The 14,205-nt window shown below is 71.0% G+C and carries 12 protein-coding genes (1 of these 12 running past the window's edge); 10 read left to right on the top strand and 2 right to left on the bottom strand.

The features are described 5' to 3' along the window. Nucleotides 1-236: 236 nt before the first annotated feature. The 7 genes from KY5_RS16135 to KY5_RS16105 all read left to right on the top strand — a co-directional run bounded on the left by KY5_RS16135 (nt 237) and on the right by KY5_RS16105 (nt 8,265). Entirely contained in the window at nt 237-662 is a 426-nt protein-coding gene (locus KY5_RS16135; protein WP_098242907.1) for a DUF3499 domain-containing protein, read from the top strand. A gap of 152 nt (nt 663-814) precedes the next feature. Continuing rightward, on the top strand, nt 815-2,431 hold the full coding sequence (locus tag KY5_RS16130) for an L-lactate permease (RefSeq protein WP_098242906.1): 1,617 nt from the start codon (nt 815-817) through the stop codon (nt 2,429-2,431). A gap of 123 nt (nt 2,432-2,554) precedes the next feature. Beyond that, the gene (locus KY5_RS16125) at nt 2,555-3,919 is read left to right on the top strand and encodes a phosphomannomutase/phosphoglucomutase (protein ID WP_098242905.1); all 1,365 of its coding nucleotides are present in this window, start codon (nt 2,555-2,557) and stop codon (nt 3,917-3,919) included. Between the two features lie 516 nt (nt 3,920-4,435). Then, nucleotides 4,436-4,612 carry a Trm112 family protein gene (locus KY5_RS16120; protein WP_098242904.1) on the top strand — a complete coding sequence of 59 codons (177 nt, stop codon included), beginning with the start codon at nt 4,436-4,438 and terminating at the stop codon, nt 4,610-4,612. Between the two features lie 98 nt (nt 4,613-4,710). Then, on the top strand, nt 4,711-5,910 hold the full coding sequence (locus KY5_RS16115; protein WP_098242903.1) for an SIS domain-containing protein: 1,200 nt from the start codon (nt 4,711-4,713) through the stop codon (nt 5,908-5,910). A 132-nt stretch (nt 5,911-6,042) separates the two neighbouring features. Next, nucleotides 6,043-7,194 carry a mannose-6-phosphate isomerase, class I gene (gene manA / locus KY5_RS16110; protein WP_098242902.1) on the top strand — a complete coding sequence of 384 codons (1,152 nt, stop codon included), beginning with the start codon at nt 6,043-6,045 and terminating at the stop codon, nt 7,192-7,194. A gap of 111 nt (nt 7,195-7,305) precedes the next feature. Further along, entirely contained in the window at nt 7,306-8,265 is a 960-nt protein-coding gene (locus KY5_RS16105; protein WP_098242901.1) for a cation diffusion facilitator family transporter, read from the top strand. A gap of 82 nt (nt 8,266-8,347) precedes the next feature. On the opposite strand, the gene KY5_RS16100 is transcribed toward KY5_RS16105, so the two are convergent. Continuing rightward, complete coding sequence (locus KY5_RS16100) at nt 8,348-10,438, bottom strand: fructose-specific PTS transporter subunit EIIC (protein ID WP_098242900.1); 2,091 nt, start codon at nt 10,436-10,438, stop codon at nt 8,348-8,350. 366 nt (nt 10,439-10,804) lie between these two features. Between KY5_RS16100 and ahcY the strand changes: the two genes are divergently transcribed. Together ahcY and KY5_RS16090 are read left to right on the top strand one after the other, a co-directional pair. After that, complete coding sequence (gene ahcY / locus KY5_RS16095; RefSeq protein WP_098242899.1) at nt 10,805-12,259, top strand: adenosylhomocysteinase; 1,455 nt, start codon at nt 10,805-10,807, stop codon at nt 12,257-12,259. Between the two features lie 145 nt (nt 12,260-12,404). Next, complete coding sequence (locus KY5_RS16090; RefSeq protein ID WP_098242898.1) at nt 12,405-13,019, top strand: hypothetical protein; 615 nt, start codon at nt 12,405-12,407, stop codon at nt 13,017-13,019. A gap of 12 nt (nt 13,020-13,031) precedes the next feature. Here KY5_RS16090 and KY5_RS16085 read toward each other — a convergent pair whose 3' ends face one another. Further along, on the bottom strand, nt 13,032-13,973 hold the full coding sequence (locus tag KY5_RS16085; RefSeq protein WP_098242897.1) for an RDD family protein: 942 nt from the start codon (nt 13,971-13,973) through the stop codon (nt 13,032-13,034). A gap of 88 nt (nt 13,974-14,061) precedes the next feature. On the opposite strand from KY5_RS16085, the gene KY5_RS16080 reads away from it, so the two are divergent. Then, nucleotides 14,062-14,205, top strand: partial view of a stage II sporulation protein M gene (locus KY5_RS16080; protein WP_098242896.1) — the 5' portion only. Its footprint extends 864 nt past the window's final position; only the first 144 of its 1,008 coding nucleotides appear in the window; its start codon is at nt 14,062-14,064; its stop codon lies off the right edge, out of view.

Raw genomic sequence — 14,205 nt, 5'->3', positions numbered from 1 at the left:
CGCCCTTTCCGTACGGCGCGCGCCATGTCGCTTCCTGACCGTTCCGGCCAAGCTTGGGCTCAATTCCATATCTCTCCAGGACCGTCGGCCTCGCGACAAATGACGTGATTCACGCCATGTGCTGACCGGATCCCACACCACGCGTCCCGGTGGCCACTGGCGTCCCCGCAGGTCAACGAGGCGCCCGCGCGTCACTCCGGAGCGGAGCCGAGGACCCGACACGGTGGGGTGACCTCGTGGCGAGTCGTCGCGGCCCGCTCAAGAGTGCGGTACCGTCCAACGTCGTGAGCCCTGTACGTCGCTGTTCGCGCACCGCTTGCGGCCGTCCCGCCGTCGCGACGCTGACGTACGTCTACGCCGACTCGACCGCGGTCCTCGGCCCCCTCGCCACCTACGCCGAACCCCACTGCTACGACCTGTGCGCCCAGCACTCCGAGCGGCTGACCGCACCCCGCGGCTGGGAGGTCGTCCGGCTCGCCGACGCCTCGGGTCCCGCCCGGCCCAGCGGTGACGACCTCGAAGCGCTCGCCAACGCGGTGCGCGAGGCGGCCCGCCCGCAGCAGCGCGCGGCCGAGGCGAGCGGCGGCGGCGCACGACAGGCGGACCCGATGGAGGTCGCGCGGCGCGGTCATCTCCGCGTGCTGCGCTCGCCCGAGTCCTGACCGGCGCTTTCCTCCACTCTCCGTAGAGACCTGTCGTTCATCGCTGAACAACAGTCGGCGTACGCCCCATTGACGTGCCCTTGTTGCGGACACGAGCATTCCCCCACTTGTGAGAGATCGCATTCCGCATCACGGAAACCGGGGAGCCGCCCGTGTTCACGCAGCAACTGGAGCCCGTGGCCGACTCGCTCGGCCTGTCCGCACTCGTCGCGACCCTGCCTCTCCTGACCGTCCTCGTCCTGCTCGGCGCCGTCCGCATGAAGGCCCACCTGGCCGGAGTCATCGGCCTCGCGGTCGCCGTCCTCGTCGCCTGGCTCGCGTTCGGCATGCCGCTCGGCCAGACCGCCTCCAGCGCCGCGCAAGGAGCGCTCTTCGGCCTCTTCCCCATCCTGTGGATCGTCGTCAACGCCCTGTGGGTGTACCGGATGACGGTCCGCACCCGGCACTTCGACATCCTGCGCCGCTCCTTCGGACGGCTCTCCGACGACCCCCGCATCCAGGCCCTCGTGGTGGCCTTCTGCTTCGGCGCGCTCCTGGAGGCGCTCGCCGGGTTCGGGGCGCCCGTGGCGATCTGCTCGGTGATGCTCGTCGCCCTCGGCTTCGACCCGGTGCGCGCCGCGGTCGTCGCCCTGGTCGCCAACACCGCGCCCGTCGCCTTCGGCGCCATGGGCACCCCGGTGGTGACGCTGGCTCAGGTCACGGGCCTGCCCCTGGACGCCGTCGCCACCGTCGTCGGCCGCCAGACACCGCTGCTCGCGCTCGTCGTGCCGCTGCTCCTGGTCGTCCTCGTCGACGGAAGGCGCGGGCTCCGCGAGACCTGGGCGCCCGCCCTGGCCTGCGGATTCGCCTTCGCCGCCGCGCAGTTCGCGGCCTCCAACTACGTCTCCGCGCAACTCGCCGACATCGGGGCCGCCCTGATCGGCGCCGCCGCCCTGGTGGCCGTGCCCGCCGCGCGCAGACCGGCCGCCGAGCCCGTCCGCGCCGCGGTCCTCACCGGCGCCCGCAGCGAAGACCTCGACCAGGACGACCCGCGCCCCGAAGTGCTGCGCGCCTACGCCCCGTACGCGCTCATCGTCGCCGTCTTCTCGCTCGCCCAGATCCCGGCGGCCAAGGACCTGCTCGCCAAGGCGACCCGCACCTTCGACTGGCCCTTCCTGAACGTGGCCGACCCGACGGGGAAGCCGGTCGGCGGCAACGTGTTCGCGCTGCCGCTGGTGTCGACGGGCGGCACGCTCGTGCTGCTCGCCGGGGTGGCCACCGCCGCCGTCATCGGGGTGCACGCGCGCGTGGCGGTCAGGGAATGGGTCGCCACCGTCCACGAGTTGCGCTTCGCGATCCTCACCGTGACGTCCGTCCTGGCCCTCGCCTACGTCATGAACCTCTCCGGGCAGGCCGCCACGATCGGGCACTACGTAGCGGCGGCCGGGGCGGGCCTCGCCTTCCTGTCACCGGTGCTCGGCTGGTTCGGCGTCGCGGTCTCCGGCTCCGACACCTCGGCCAACGCGCTGTTCGGTGCCCTCCAGGTGACCGCGGCCAAGGAGTCAGGGCTCTCTCCCGAGCTCCTCGCGGCGGCCAACAGCTCCGGCGGCGTACTCGGCAAGATGATCTCCCCGCAGAACCTGACGATCGCGTGCGCCGCCGTCGGCCTGGCGGGCAAGGAGGGAGATCTGTTGCGCAAGGTGCTGCCGTGGAGCCTGGGACTGCTCCTGGTGATGTGCCTGATCGTGGTGGGCCAGAGCACGGCGGTGCTCGGCTGGATGCTGCCGTGAGGCGGCTTCCGAGCCGCTTCCAGGGAGGCTCGGTGCGCTGTCGGCGGCAGCGGGTACTTTTGTGGTGACCGGGGAGAACTCTCCGTACTCGCTGAGCTAGCAGAACCGTAGAGAGGGTTGGCTGTGACTGCTGATCTGTCCCAGATCGTGAAGGCGTACGACGTCCGCGGGGTGGTCCCGGATCAGTGGGACGAGTCGCTCGCCGAGCTGTTCGGGGCGGCCTTCGCAGCGATCACGGGCGCGGACGCCATCGTCGTCGGGCACGACATGCGGCCCTCGTCGCCCGGCCTCTCGCGGGCCTTCGCGCGCGGTGCGGCCGCGCGCGGCGTCGACGTCACGGAGATCGGCCTCTGCTCGACGGACCAGCTCTACTACGCGTCGGGCGCGCTGAACCTGCCGGGTGCCATGTTCACGGCCTCGCACAACCCCGCCCAGTACAACGGCATCAAGATGTGCCGCGCGGGCGCGGCCCCTGTCGGCCAGGACACCGGGCTCGCGGAGATCCGCGCCCTGGTGGAGAGCTGGAGCGAGTCCGGCGCCCCCGAGAGCGCGGCGCGCCAGGGCACCCTGACGCAGCGCGAGACCCTCACGGACTACGCGGCGCACCTGCGCGGCCTGGTCGACCTCAGCGCCATCCGTCCGCTCAAGGTCGTCGTCGACGCGGGCAACGGCATGGGCGGGCACACGGTCCCCACCGTCTTCGAGGGACTGCCCCTCGAACTGGTCCCGATGTACTTCGAGCTCGACGGCACCTTCCCCAACCACGAGGCCAACCCCCTGGACCCGGCCAACATCGTGGACCTCCAGGCACGGGTGCGTGCGGAGAGCGCCGACCTCGGCATCGCCTTCGACGGCGACGCGGACCGCTGCTTCGTGGTCGACGAGAACGGCGGCCCGGTCTCCCCGTCGGCCATCACCGCCCTGGTCGCCTCGCGCGAGCTCGCCCGGCACGGCGGCAAGGGCACCGTCATCCACAACCTCATCACCTCCTGGTCGGTCCCCGAGGTCGTGAAGGAGAACGGCGGCACGCCCGTGCGCACGCGCGTGGGCCACTCCTTCATCAAGGAGGAGATGGCCAAGACCGGCGCGATCTTCGGCGGCGAGCACTCCGCGCACTACTACTTCAAGGACTTCTGGAACGCGGACACGGGCATGCTCGCCGCGCTCCACGTCCTCGCGGCCCTCGGCGGCCAGGACGGCCCGCTGTCCGCGCTCGTCGCGCAGTACGACAGGTACGCGGGCTCCGGAGAGATCAACTCCACGGTCGACGACCAGGCCGCGCGCCTCGCGGCGATCAAGACGACGTACGAGGGCCAGGAGGGCGTCACCCTCGACGAACTCGACGGCCTGACGGTGACCGCCGCCGACTGGTGGTTCAACGTCCGCGCCTCGAACACGGAGCCGCTGCTGCGCCTGAACGTGGAGGCCCGCGACGAAACGACCATGGCCAAGGCCCGCGACGAGGCTCTGGCGATCATCCGCGGTTGAGGGCTGAGGGCTGAGGGCTGAGGGCTGAGGGCTGAGGGCTGGCAGGGGATCGTGGCTGGCCACTGACGTCCGGGGGCCCGGGAACCGGCGCGGGCCCACCGCCCGCGCCGGTCGTCCGAGCCGGGTCGGTCCGTGCCGATGCTTCGGCGCCGGTCGGCTCGTGGGGACGTGCTGGTCGCTCTGCGGGGACGGCGCTGCGCCGGGCGGCCTGTGCCGGATGCCCTGCGGGCCCCGACCCGCAGGAGCAGCTTCCGCGGGACTCGGCCCGTGCCAACATCCACAGCCCCCGCACCGGCCAGCCAGCTCAGCCCCACACACCAGTCAGCGTCGCCCCGCTCCACCCCGCCCCACCCCTCCGCCCCCTCGACACCCCTCCGCCCCGCCCCGCACGGAGGTAGGCTGACCAGGCCGCATCCGGGCCGTCACCGCACGGATTCCGCACAGAATCCCGCACGACGGCAGCCCGCACCGCGGTCGCGCGACAACCCACTCGTTCAGCTCGAAGGGACCCACCCCATGCCGCTCGAAGCCGGCCTCCTGGAGATCCTCGCCTGCCCGGCCTGTCACGCCCCGCTCAAGGAGACGGACACCGAGCTGATCTGCACGGCGGACGCCAAGGAATGCGGCCTCGCCTACCCGGTCCGCGACGGCATCCCCGTGCTCCTGGTCGACGAGGCCCGCCGCCCCGCGTAACGGCGTGGCCGACCGCGCACCCCACGGAAGGCGTGCACGGCGCGGGACGGCGTACGACCAGCACAGGCAGGAAGCCGCGCACGGCGATCGGAGGCCCCATGCTCGACGAGTCACTCCTTGACGCCCCCGAGGCACTCACCCGCGCGGATCGCCGCGGGCTGCTGCGGGCCGCCGCAGAGGCGGGCGCCCGCGTCCGTACGGCGATCCGGCACTCCGCGGAGGCGGGGCTCACCGACCTCAAGCCCGACGGCCGCCCCCGCGCCATCCTGATCGCGGGCCCCGGCACCGCCGCGGCCTGCGTCGCCGACCTGCTCGCCGGTCTCGCGGGTACCGGCTGCCCCGTCGTCCGCCTCGCCCCGACGGGCGTCGCGCCCGCCGCGGGCGCCCTGCGCTGGGCCCTGCCCGGCTGGGTGGGCCCCGTCGACCTGCTGCTCATCGCCACCCCCGACGGCTCCGAGCCCGGCCTCTCGCTCCTCGCCGAACAGGCATACCGACGCGGCTGCACGGTCGTCGCGGTCGCCCCGGCCCGCTCACCGCTCGCCGAGGGCGTGGAGGGCAGCCACGGCCTGACCGTCCCGATGGCCACATCGCCGTACGGCGCCTACGAAGGCGCGCACGACGAGACCACCCGCCTCGCCGCCTCCTACGAGGCCCGCCGCGTCGAGGACGAAGCCGCCCCCGGAGCCCCCGGCACCCTGTGGGCACTGCTCGTCCCGCTGCTCGTGCTCCTCGACAGGACCGGTCTGATCACCGCTCCCGTCGACACCCTGCAGAAGGTCGCCGACCGGCTCGACAGCGTCGCGGAACGCTGCGGTCCTGCCATCACGACGTACAGCAATCCCGCCAAGACGCTCGCCGTCGAGCTCGCCGACGCACTGCCGCTGATCTGGACCGAGGGCCAGTCCGCGGGCGCCGCGGGCCGCCGCTTCGCCGCCACGCTCGCCGAGCTCGCGGGGCACGCCGCCCTCGCCGCCGAGCTGCCCGAGGCGCTGCCCGCGCACGGCGCCCTGCTCGCGGGCAATCCGACGGGCGGCGAGGACACCGACGACTTCTTCCGCGACCGCGTCGACGACGCGGCGGCGCTCCGCGCGCGCGTGGTGCTGCTCCGCGACCGGCCCGCCGACGCGGGCGGGCTCACCGCCGCGCCCGCGGCCCGCGAGCTCGCGCACGGCCACGACGTCGCGCTCAGCGAGCTGGAACCGGAGAGCGCCGAGGATCTCGAAGCCCTGGCGGAGCTGATCGCCGTCACGGATTTCGCCGCCGTTTACCTGGCGCTCGCCTCGGGGGACCGATCATGACCGCACATCGGTCATGGCCGAACCGCTCGTGAGGGAAACCGTCCCGATCGCAGTCCAGCACTCGCGTACGCAGCAGTGCCAGCAGTGCCAGCAGTGGCAAGCAGAGCAAGCAGCAGCAAGGAGCCCCCCTCCGTGGACCGCCTCACCAACACCATCCGCCCCTACGCCTGGGGTTCCACCACCGCCATCGCGGAGCTCATCGGCGTCGAGCCGAGCGGCGAGCCGCAGGCCGAGATGTGGATGGGAGCCCACCCGGGCGCGCCGTCACGCACCGAGCGCGGCGCGCTCAACGAGCTCATCGACGCGGACCCGGAGCACGAGCTCGGCAAGGAAGCGGTCGCCAAGTTCGGCCCGCGCCTGCCCTTCCTCCTCAAGATCCTCGCCGCGGGCGCCCCGCTCTCCCTCCAGGTGCACCCCGACCTCGCGCAGGCGAAGGAGGGGTACGCGGAGGAGGAGCGCCGGGGCGTCCCGATCGACGCCCCGCACCGCAACTACAAGGACGCCAACCACAAGCCCGAACTGATCTGCGCACTCACGCCGTTCGACGGCCTGTGCGGCTTCCGGGACCCCGCCGAGACCGCCACCCTCCTGGAGGGTCTCGGCGTCGACTCCCTCAAGCCGTACGTCGACCTGCTGCGCGCGCACCCCGCGGAGGCCGCGCTGCGCGAGGTCCTGACGGCCGTCCTGAGCGCCGACCCCGAGCAGATGTCCGAGACGGTCGCCGAGGTCACCGCCGCCGCCCAACGCCTCGGCGGCGCCTACGAGCCGTACGCCGGAATCGCCCACCACTACCCCGGCGACCCGGGCGTCATCGCGGCGATGCTCCTCAACCACGTCCAACTGCAGCCCGGCGAGGCCCTGTTCCTCGGCGCCGGAGTCCCGCACGCCTACCTCGACGGCCTCGGCGTCGAGATCATGGCCAACTCCGACAACGTCCTGCGCTGCGGCCTGACCCCCAAGCACGTCGACGTGCCCGAACTCCTGCGCATCGTCCGCTTCGAGCCGACCGACCCCGGCGTCCTGCGCCCGGAGGCTTCGCCCGACGGCGAAGAGGTCTACGACACCCCGATCGACGAGTTCCGCCTCTCCCGCTACGTCCTGCCCGAGGGCGCCGCCGCCCACGACCTCACCGCCGCGACGCCGCAGATCCTGCTCTGCACGGCGGGCACGGTCCACGCGGGCGAACTGGCCCTGGAGCCCGGCCGGTCCGCATTCGTCCCCGCAGGCGAAAAGGCCGAAGTGTCCGGAGTGGGCACGGTTTTCCGTGCCACTGTGGTGGCCTGACGTACCAAGCCCCTCTCGTGCTGCAACAATGACCCACCGCAAAGCCCGGGCAAAGCACTTGCCCGGGTGCCGTGGTCGGTACGTACGAAGGCGAAGGGACACCCCGCACTTATGAGCGCGTCAGGCGGAACAAAGGCGATCGTCGCGGCACTCGCCGCGAACCTCGCGATCGCGGTGGCGAAGTTCGTCGCGTTCCTCTTCAGTGGCTCGTCGTCGATGCTCGCCGAGAGCGTCCACTCGCTCGCCGACTCCGGCAACCAGGGCCTGCTGCTCCTCGGCGGCAAGAAGGCCCAGCGCGAGGCGACCCCGCAACACCCCTTCGGCTACGGCCGCGAGCGCTACATCTACGCCTTCCTCGTCTCGATCGTCCTTTTCTCGGTCGGCGGCATGTTCGCGATCTACGAGGGCTACGAGAAGATCAAGCACCCGCACGAGCTGGAGCACTGGTACTGGCCCGTCGGGGTCCTGGTGTTCGCGATCATCGCGGAGGGCTTCTCCTTCCGTACCGCCATCAAGGAGTCCAACCAGACGCGCGGCAAGCTCACCTGGACACAGTTCGTCCGTCGCGCCAAGGCCCCCGAGCTGCCCGTCGTCCTCCTTGAGGACCTCGGCGCGCTCGTCGGCCTGGTCCTCGCCCTCGGCGGCGTCGGCCTCGCGCTCGCCACCGGCGACGGCGTCTGGGACGGCATCGGCACGCTCTGCATCGGCATCCTGCTCATCCTGATCGCGATCGTCCTCGCCGCGGAGACCAAGTCCCTGCTGCTCGGCGAGGCCGCGGGCACCGAGGAAGTCACCAAGATCGAGAAGGCCCTGGTCGACGGCGACACGGTCACCAAGGTCATCCACATGCGCACGCTCCACCTCGGCCCCGAGGAGCTGCTCGTCGCCGCCAAGATCGCCGTCCAGCACGACGACACGGCCGCGGAGGTCGCCGCCGCGATCAACGCCGCGGAGGAGCGCATCCGCGCCGCGGTCCCGATCGCCCGCGTGATCTACCTCGAACCGGACATCTACAGCGAGTCGGCGGCATCCGCGGGCACGAACCCGGCGAAGGCGCCCGGCGGCCACTGAGCCGTTTTTCGTCCGTACGCCGATGGGGCCCCGCACCAGTCAGGTGCGGGGCCCCATCGACGTATCCGTACCGCCTGGGCGGCTAGTGGACCTCACGCAGTACGTCGAGGATCGCGGCGTCGTCCGGCGCCGCCTCGAGACGCTCGCGGAAGCCGGTGTCCATCAACTTCCGCGACAGCAGGGCGAGGATCCGCAGGTGCTCGTCCCCGGCGGCCGCCTCGGGCACGGAGATCATGAAGATCAACTTGGCCTTCGTGCCGTCGAGCGCGCCCCACTCGATGCCCTCGGACGACCGGGCGAACCCGACGAGCGGCGAGTCGACGGCGTCGGTCTTGGCGTGCGGGATGGCGATCTCCTCGCCGAGTCCCGTGGTGCCCTGCGCCTCGCGCCGCAGCGCGGTCCGCACCAGCTCCTCGACGTCGTTGACCTTGCCGGTGGTGGCGAGCAGCGTGGCCATCTCGTGGATCGCCGCTTCCTTGTCGCGCGCGGCCAGCTGGACCTTGACGGTCTGCTCGGTGAGGTAGCCGGAGAGGACCTGGTCGGCGGCTTCCGGTCCGGGGGAGGGGACCGGCGCCGAAGCCTCGGCCGCCGGAGCCGGAGCCGGGGCCTTCTGGAGAGCCTCCGCCGCGACCGCCGCACCACCCGCGGTGGCCCCGACCCCGACGAGCACCGGCTCGGGCCCGCCCGGCACGTCGACCAGCGGGGCACCGCGCCGCTTGCGCTCACTGAGGTCGACCAGCGTCACCGTGGTGAGCGCGGTGACGACCGAACCGATGGCGATCGCCACGAAGAACATGGGCACGCCGCCGACGGCACCGAGGACCGCCACGATCGGGCCACCGTGCGGCACGGCGTCCTTCACGCTCGCCATCCCGGCGATCGCCCCGGCGACAGCACCGCCGAGCATGTTGGCGGGAATGACCTGCGCGGGCCGCGCGGCGGCGAAGGGGATGGCGCCTTCCGAGATCCCGAAGAAGCCCATGAACAAGGACGCGAGCCCGGTCTCCCGCTCCTGCTCCGTGTAGAGCCGCTTCCGCATCAGCGTCGCGAGCCCCTGCCCGAGCGGCATGACCGGAATCGCCGCGGCACACATGCCCATGACGGTCTGGTTGCCGGTCGCGATGAGCCCCGCACCGAAGAGGAACGCCGTCTTGTTGACGGGACCACCCATGTCGAACGCGATCATGAGTCCCAGGATGGCGCCGAGCAGGATCGCACTGGTCCCTGTCATGCCGCTGAGCCAGCTGGTCAGATGCTCGAAGATCCACGAGATCGGCTTCCCGATGACGTAGATGAAGAACAGGCCGAGCGCCGTGGTCGCCACGATCGGGATCACGATGATCGGCATGATCGGCTGGACGAACTTCGGGACCTTGACCTTCTTGATCCACAGCACCAGATAACCGGCCAGGAAGCCGGTGACGATGGCCCCGATGAAGCCCGCGCCCGCCTTGGAGTCGTACAGATCACCGGTGTTGGCGATCCACCCGCCGATCATGCCCGGTACCAGCGCGGGCCGGTCCCCGATCGCGTACGCGATGTAGCCCGACAGGATCGGCACCATCAGCGTGAACCCGATGACGCCGATCTGGTTCACGTGCATCCAGAACGAGCCGTCCGGAATGACGAGCCCGCCCTTGGGGTCGGTGTGCCCGCCGAGCGACAGCGAGATGGCGATCAAAAGCCCACCCACCACCACGAACGGAATCATGTACGAGACGCCGTTCATCAGCGCCTTGTACGCGACGCTCCGCTCCTTGCCCCCGCCCCCACCGGAGACCGGCTCGGCCGAACCGCCGCCCCCGCCCCCGCCGTGCACGGGCGCGCTCCGCACCCGCTCGATCAGCCGCTCGGGGTGGCTGATGCCCTCGGACACCCCGACGGACAGCACGCGCTTGCCCACGAACCGGCTGCGGTCCACGTCCTTGTCGGCCGCGATGATGATGCCGTCGGCATCTCTGACATCGTTGTCAGTCAGTACGTTCTCGGCCCCGATGGAGCCCTGCGTCTCCACCTTCATGTCGATGCCGAGGCTCTCCGCGGCCTGCGAAAGCTTCTCCGCGGCCATGTACGTGTGAGCGATACCGGTCGGACAAGCGGTCACCGCGAGCAGCTTCACCTTCTTCTGCCCGCTGCTGTCCCCGCCTATCGGGGGGTCGGCCGGACTGGTCACGTGGATCTCCTAACGCCCAAACGCTACTGCCGAACAAGATCGCGCACATGTTCCCGATCTCAAGGCATCCTGCAACACATAAGCGCAGGATCAAAAGCGCAAAGGTCCCAAAACGTCCAGGTCTGACGGCCTCTGTGCCAGTGATGACGTGCTTGGAGGCGGGCTGGGGCTAGCTGGGCCAATCGGTGTAGCTTTGTGGGGAGCCAGACGTCGCTGCTGATGGCGGTCGGGCGGTCCGCGCACGGATCGTCCGAGGGAGAGAGGGCCTCCGACGGACTGCGCTGCGCGCGCCGGTGCACCCCTGTGCCCGATGCCGCAGGTCAGCCATGTCCACCCCTCGACACATCCACGAGGAGCAGCTCACTTATGACTCTCATCAACGGCCAGGACTTCAAGGTCGCCGACCTCTCCCTCGCCGAGTTCGGCCGCAAGGAGATCACCCTCGCCGAGCACGAGATGCCCGGCCTGATGTCGATCCGCAAGGAATTCTCCGCCACGCAGCCGCTGGCAGGCGCCCGCATCATGGGCTCGCTGCACATGACCGTGCAGACCGCCGTCCTCATCGAGACCCTGGTCGCCCTCGGCGCCGAGGTCCGCTGGGTCTCCTGCAACATCTTCTCGACCCAGGACCACGCGGCCGCCGCCATCGCGGTCGGTCCGAACGGCACCCCGGACGACCCCCAGGGCATCCCGGTCTTCGCCTGGAAGGGCGAGACCCTGGAAGAGTACTGGTGGTGCACGGAGCAGGCGCTGACCTGGCCGAACACCCCCACCGGCGGCCCGAACATGATCCTGGACGACGGTGGCGACGCCACCCTCCTCGTCCACAAGGGCGTCGAGTACGAGAAGGCCGGCAAGGTCCCCTCGGTCGACACCGCGGAGAACGACGAGCACCGCGTCATCCTCCAGCTCCTCAACCGCACCATCACCGACGGCTCGCAGAAGTGGACCCAGCTCGCCTCGGAGATCCGCGGCGTGACCGAGGAGACCACGACCGGCGTCCACCGTCTCTACGAGATGCACCGCGACGGCTCGCTGCTCTTCCCGGCGATCAACGTCAACGACGCCGTCACCAAGTCGAAGTTCGACAACAAGTACGGCTGCCGCCACTCGCTGATCGACGGCATCAACCGCGCCACCGACGTCCTCATCGGCGGCAAGACCGCCGTCGTCCTCGGCTACGGCGACGTGGGCAAGGGCTGCGCGGAGTCCCTGCGCGGTCAGGGCGCCCGCGTGATCGTCACCGAGGTCGACCCGATCTGCGCGCTCCAGGCGGCGATGGACGGCTACCAGGTCACCACGCTCGACGAGGTCGTCGACAAGGCCGACATCTTCATCACCACGACCGGCAACAAGGACATCATCATGGCCTCGGACATGGCCAAGATGAAGCACCAGGCGATCGTGGGCAACATCGGCCACTTCGACAACGAGATCGACATGGCCGGTCTCGCGAAGATCGAGGGCATCGTCAAGGACGAGGTCAAGCCGCAGGTCCACACCTGGACGTTCCCCGACGGCAAGGTCCTCATCGTGCTCTCCGAGGGCCGCCTCCTCAACCTGGGCAACGCGACCGGCCACCCGTCCTTCGTGATGTCCAACTCCTTCGCGGACCAGACGCTGGCCCAGATCGAGCTGTTCACCAAGCAGGACGAGTACCCGACCGACGTCTACGTGCTCCCCAAGCACCTGGACGAGAAGGTCGCCCGCCTCCACCTCGACGCGCTCGGCGTGAAGCTCACGAAGCTCAGCCCCGAGCAGGCCGCGTACATCGGCGTCGAGGTCGAGGGCCCGTACAAGCCCGACCACTACCGCTACTGACGGTCGACCGGCCACCGGTCAGCACCACTTCAGCAGGCCCTCGCCCCCGCGGCGGGGGCCTGCCCCTTTGCGGCCCCGTCGTGGCCGACGAGACTGTGGCCCACGAGGCTCACGCCAGGAAGAACAGGACCGAGGACCGAGACCCATGCCCCGCGGCCGATATTCGCTCCATGACCCGCACGATCACACCCCCCTCGGTGAAGAACACTTCCACTGCGCCCCCGGCCCCTCCGGCTGGCGCTACGTCTCCCAACGCACCACCCCCTCGGGCGACCCCGCAGGCTCCGTCGACCTCGCACTCGACGACCGGGGCCGCCCCATCCGCCTCGAACTCCACGCCGGCGACTGGCAGGTCCGCGCCGGGGCCCTCAACGGCGTCACCTGGGTCCGCACCGACTCCACCGGCGAACACGCGACGGAGAACAACGCCCCCGCTCACGCCTGCACCGGCACGTCCCCCGCTTTCCTCGTCGCGACGGCCCGGCTCCTGAGCCTGACCCCCGCTTCCCCCGCGACCCGCCTACGCCTGGTCGCCTTCACGGATCCGGTCCTGGCCCCCCGCACCCTCGACCAGTCCTGGACCCTGCTGAAAAGAGAAGCACACGCCACTGACAACGGCCCGCTGACCGTGGACGAATACCAGGTCACAGCCCTGGACACCGGCGAACAGCACTCCGTCCACATCACCGGCGACGTCGTCCTCTCGGCCCCCGGCATCGAACTCGAACACCTCGAATCCCCGCCGTCCGTCTTCACCTGACGAGGCCGCCACCTACGCGGGCGGCGCGAACCCCGTGGCAGGAGGCGGTGCTCCCTCGGAGGCCGCAGGCGAATCGGCGGGCGCGGGCGGCGCAGTAGTAGGGGCGGAGACAGGCTGCACAGGCGTGGGATAGACAGCGGCGGAGCCCGCTCCGGCATCCCCTCCGGCCCCAGCCCCTCCCACATGTCCGGCGTACGACTGCTGCTCCTGGCCAAAGGCCCGCCGCGCGTCCCGAGCCTGCCGCTCGTTCATGACAGCGGCCAAGTAGGCGGCCGGGGGAACGCCCTGCGGCGCGGGCGCCCCCGTCCGCTCCACCAGATCGGTGGCGAGCCGCTCCGCCATCGCCCAGCCCACCTGCGGATCCAACTGCCTCATCCGCGTGAGGTACTGGCGAATGGCCAGCCACAACCCCTCGGGAACCCCGGACAGATCAAGCCCGGAGAACTGCCCGACCAGCCACGGCGGAGGCGGCGGAACGAACTCCCCCCGCCCCGAAGGCACCCGCTCACGCACGACGAGCGTCCCCGCGAACACATCCCCGAGCCGCCGCCCGCGCGCCGACACCAGCGACGCGACGCACGCGACCACCCCGAACGTCAGCAGAATCTCGACGACCCCGACGGCCCCGCGCACCAGCGCGTGCCGGAACCGGATCGGCCCCCCGTCGTCCCGCACCACCCGCAGCCCGCACGCCAGCTTCCCGAGCGACCGGCCGTGACTGAGCGTCTCCACCGCGATGGGCCCGCCGATCAGAACGAGCAGGAAGGTGGCGACCGCGACAGCGGCGGCCGCGGCATCGTCCAGCGAGGCGGTCGAGGCGAGGATCCCGACGGTCACCGCGAGATAGACGGCCCACGCCACGGCCAGGTCGATCAGCACCGCAAGCGCCCTGCTCGGCAGTTTCGCGGGACGCAGCTCCAGCGCCACCGCCTCACCCGTCACAAGCTCACTCACGTCCGCCGCCCTTCCCTGCCCTGCCCTAGGACTCGCCAGTCTGCCAAGCTGAACAGCCACGCGCCGCAGTACGAGGAGCAGCCACCCGATGGACCTCGACGTCTTCGTGTCCGCCCACCGAGCCGAATGGGACCGGCTCGACGCCCTGCTGCGCCGCCAACGCCGCCTCTCCGGAGCAGAGGCCGACGAACTCGTCACCCTCTACCAGCGCACCGCGACGCATCTGTCCCTG

It is taken from the genome of Streptomyces formicae, assembly GCF_002556545.1.
In the GTDB taxonomy this organism is placed as follows: domain Bacteria; phylum Actinomycetota; class Actinomycetes; order Streptomycetales; family Streptomycetaceae; genus Streptomyces; species Streptomyces formicae_A.
This window is presented reverse-complemented; position numbering and strand designations above follow the sequence as displayed.

Excerpts from the sequence above, each read along its gene's own strand:
- KY5_RS16090 (WP_098242898.1), top strand. The coding sequence starts at position 12,405 with ATGCCCCGCGGCCGATATTCGCTCCATGACCCGCACGATCACACCCCC.
- KY5_RS16105 (WP_098242901.1), top strand. The coding sequence starts at position 7,306 with ATGAGCGCGTCAGGCGGAACAAAGGCGATCGTCGCGGCACTCGCCGCG.
- KY5_RS16120 (WP_098242904.1), top strand. The coding sequence starts at position 4,436 with ATGCCGCTCGAAGCCGGCCTCCTGGAGATCCTCGCCTGCCCGGCCTGT.
- ahcY (WP_098242899.1), top strand. The coding sequence starts at position 10,805 with ATGACTCTCATCAACGGCCAGGACTTCAAGGTCGCCGACCTCTCCCTC.
- KY5_RS16115 (WP_098242903.1), top strand. The coding sequence starts at position 4,711 with ATGCTCGACGAGTCACTCCTTGACGCCCCCGAGGCACTCACCCGCGCG.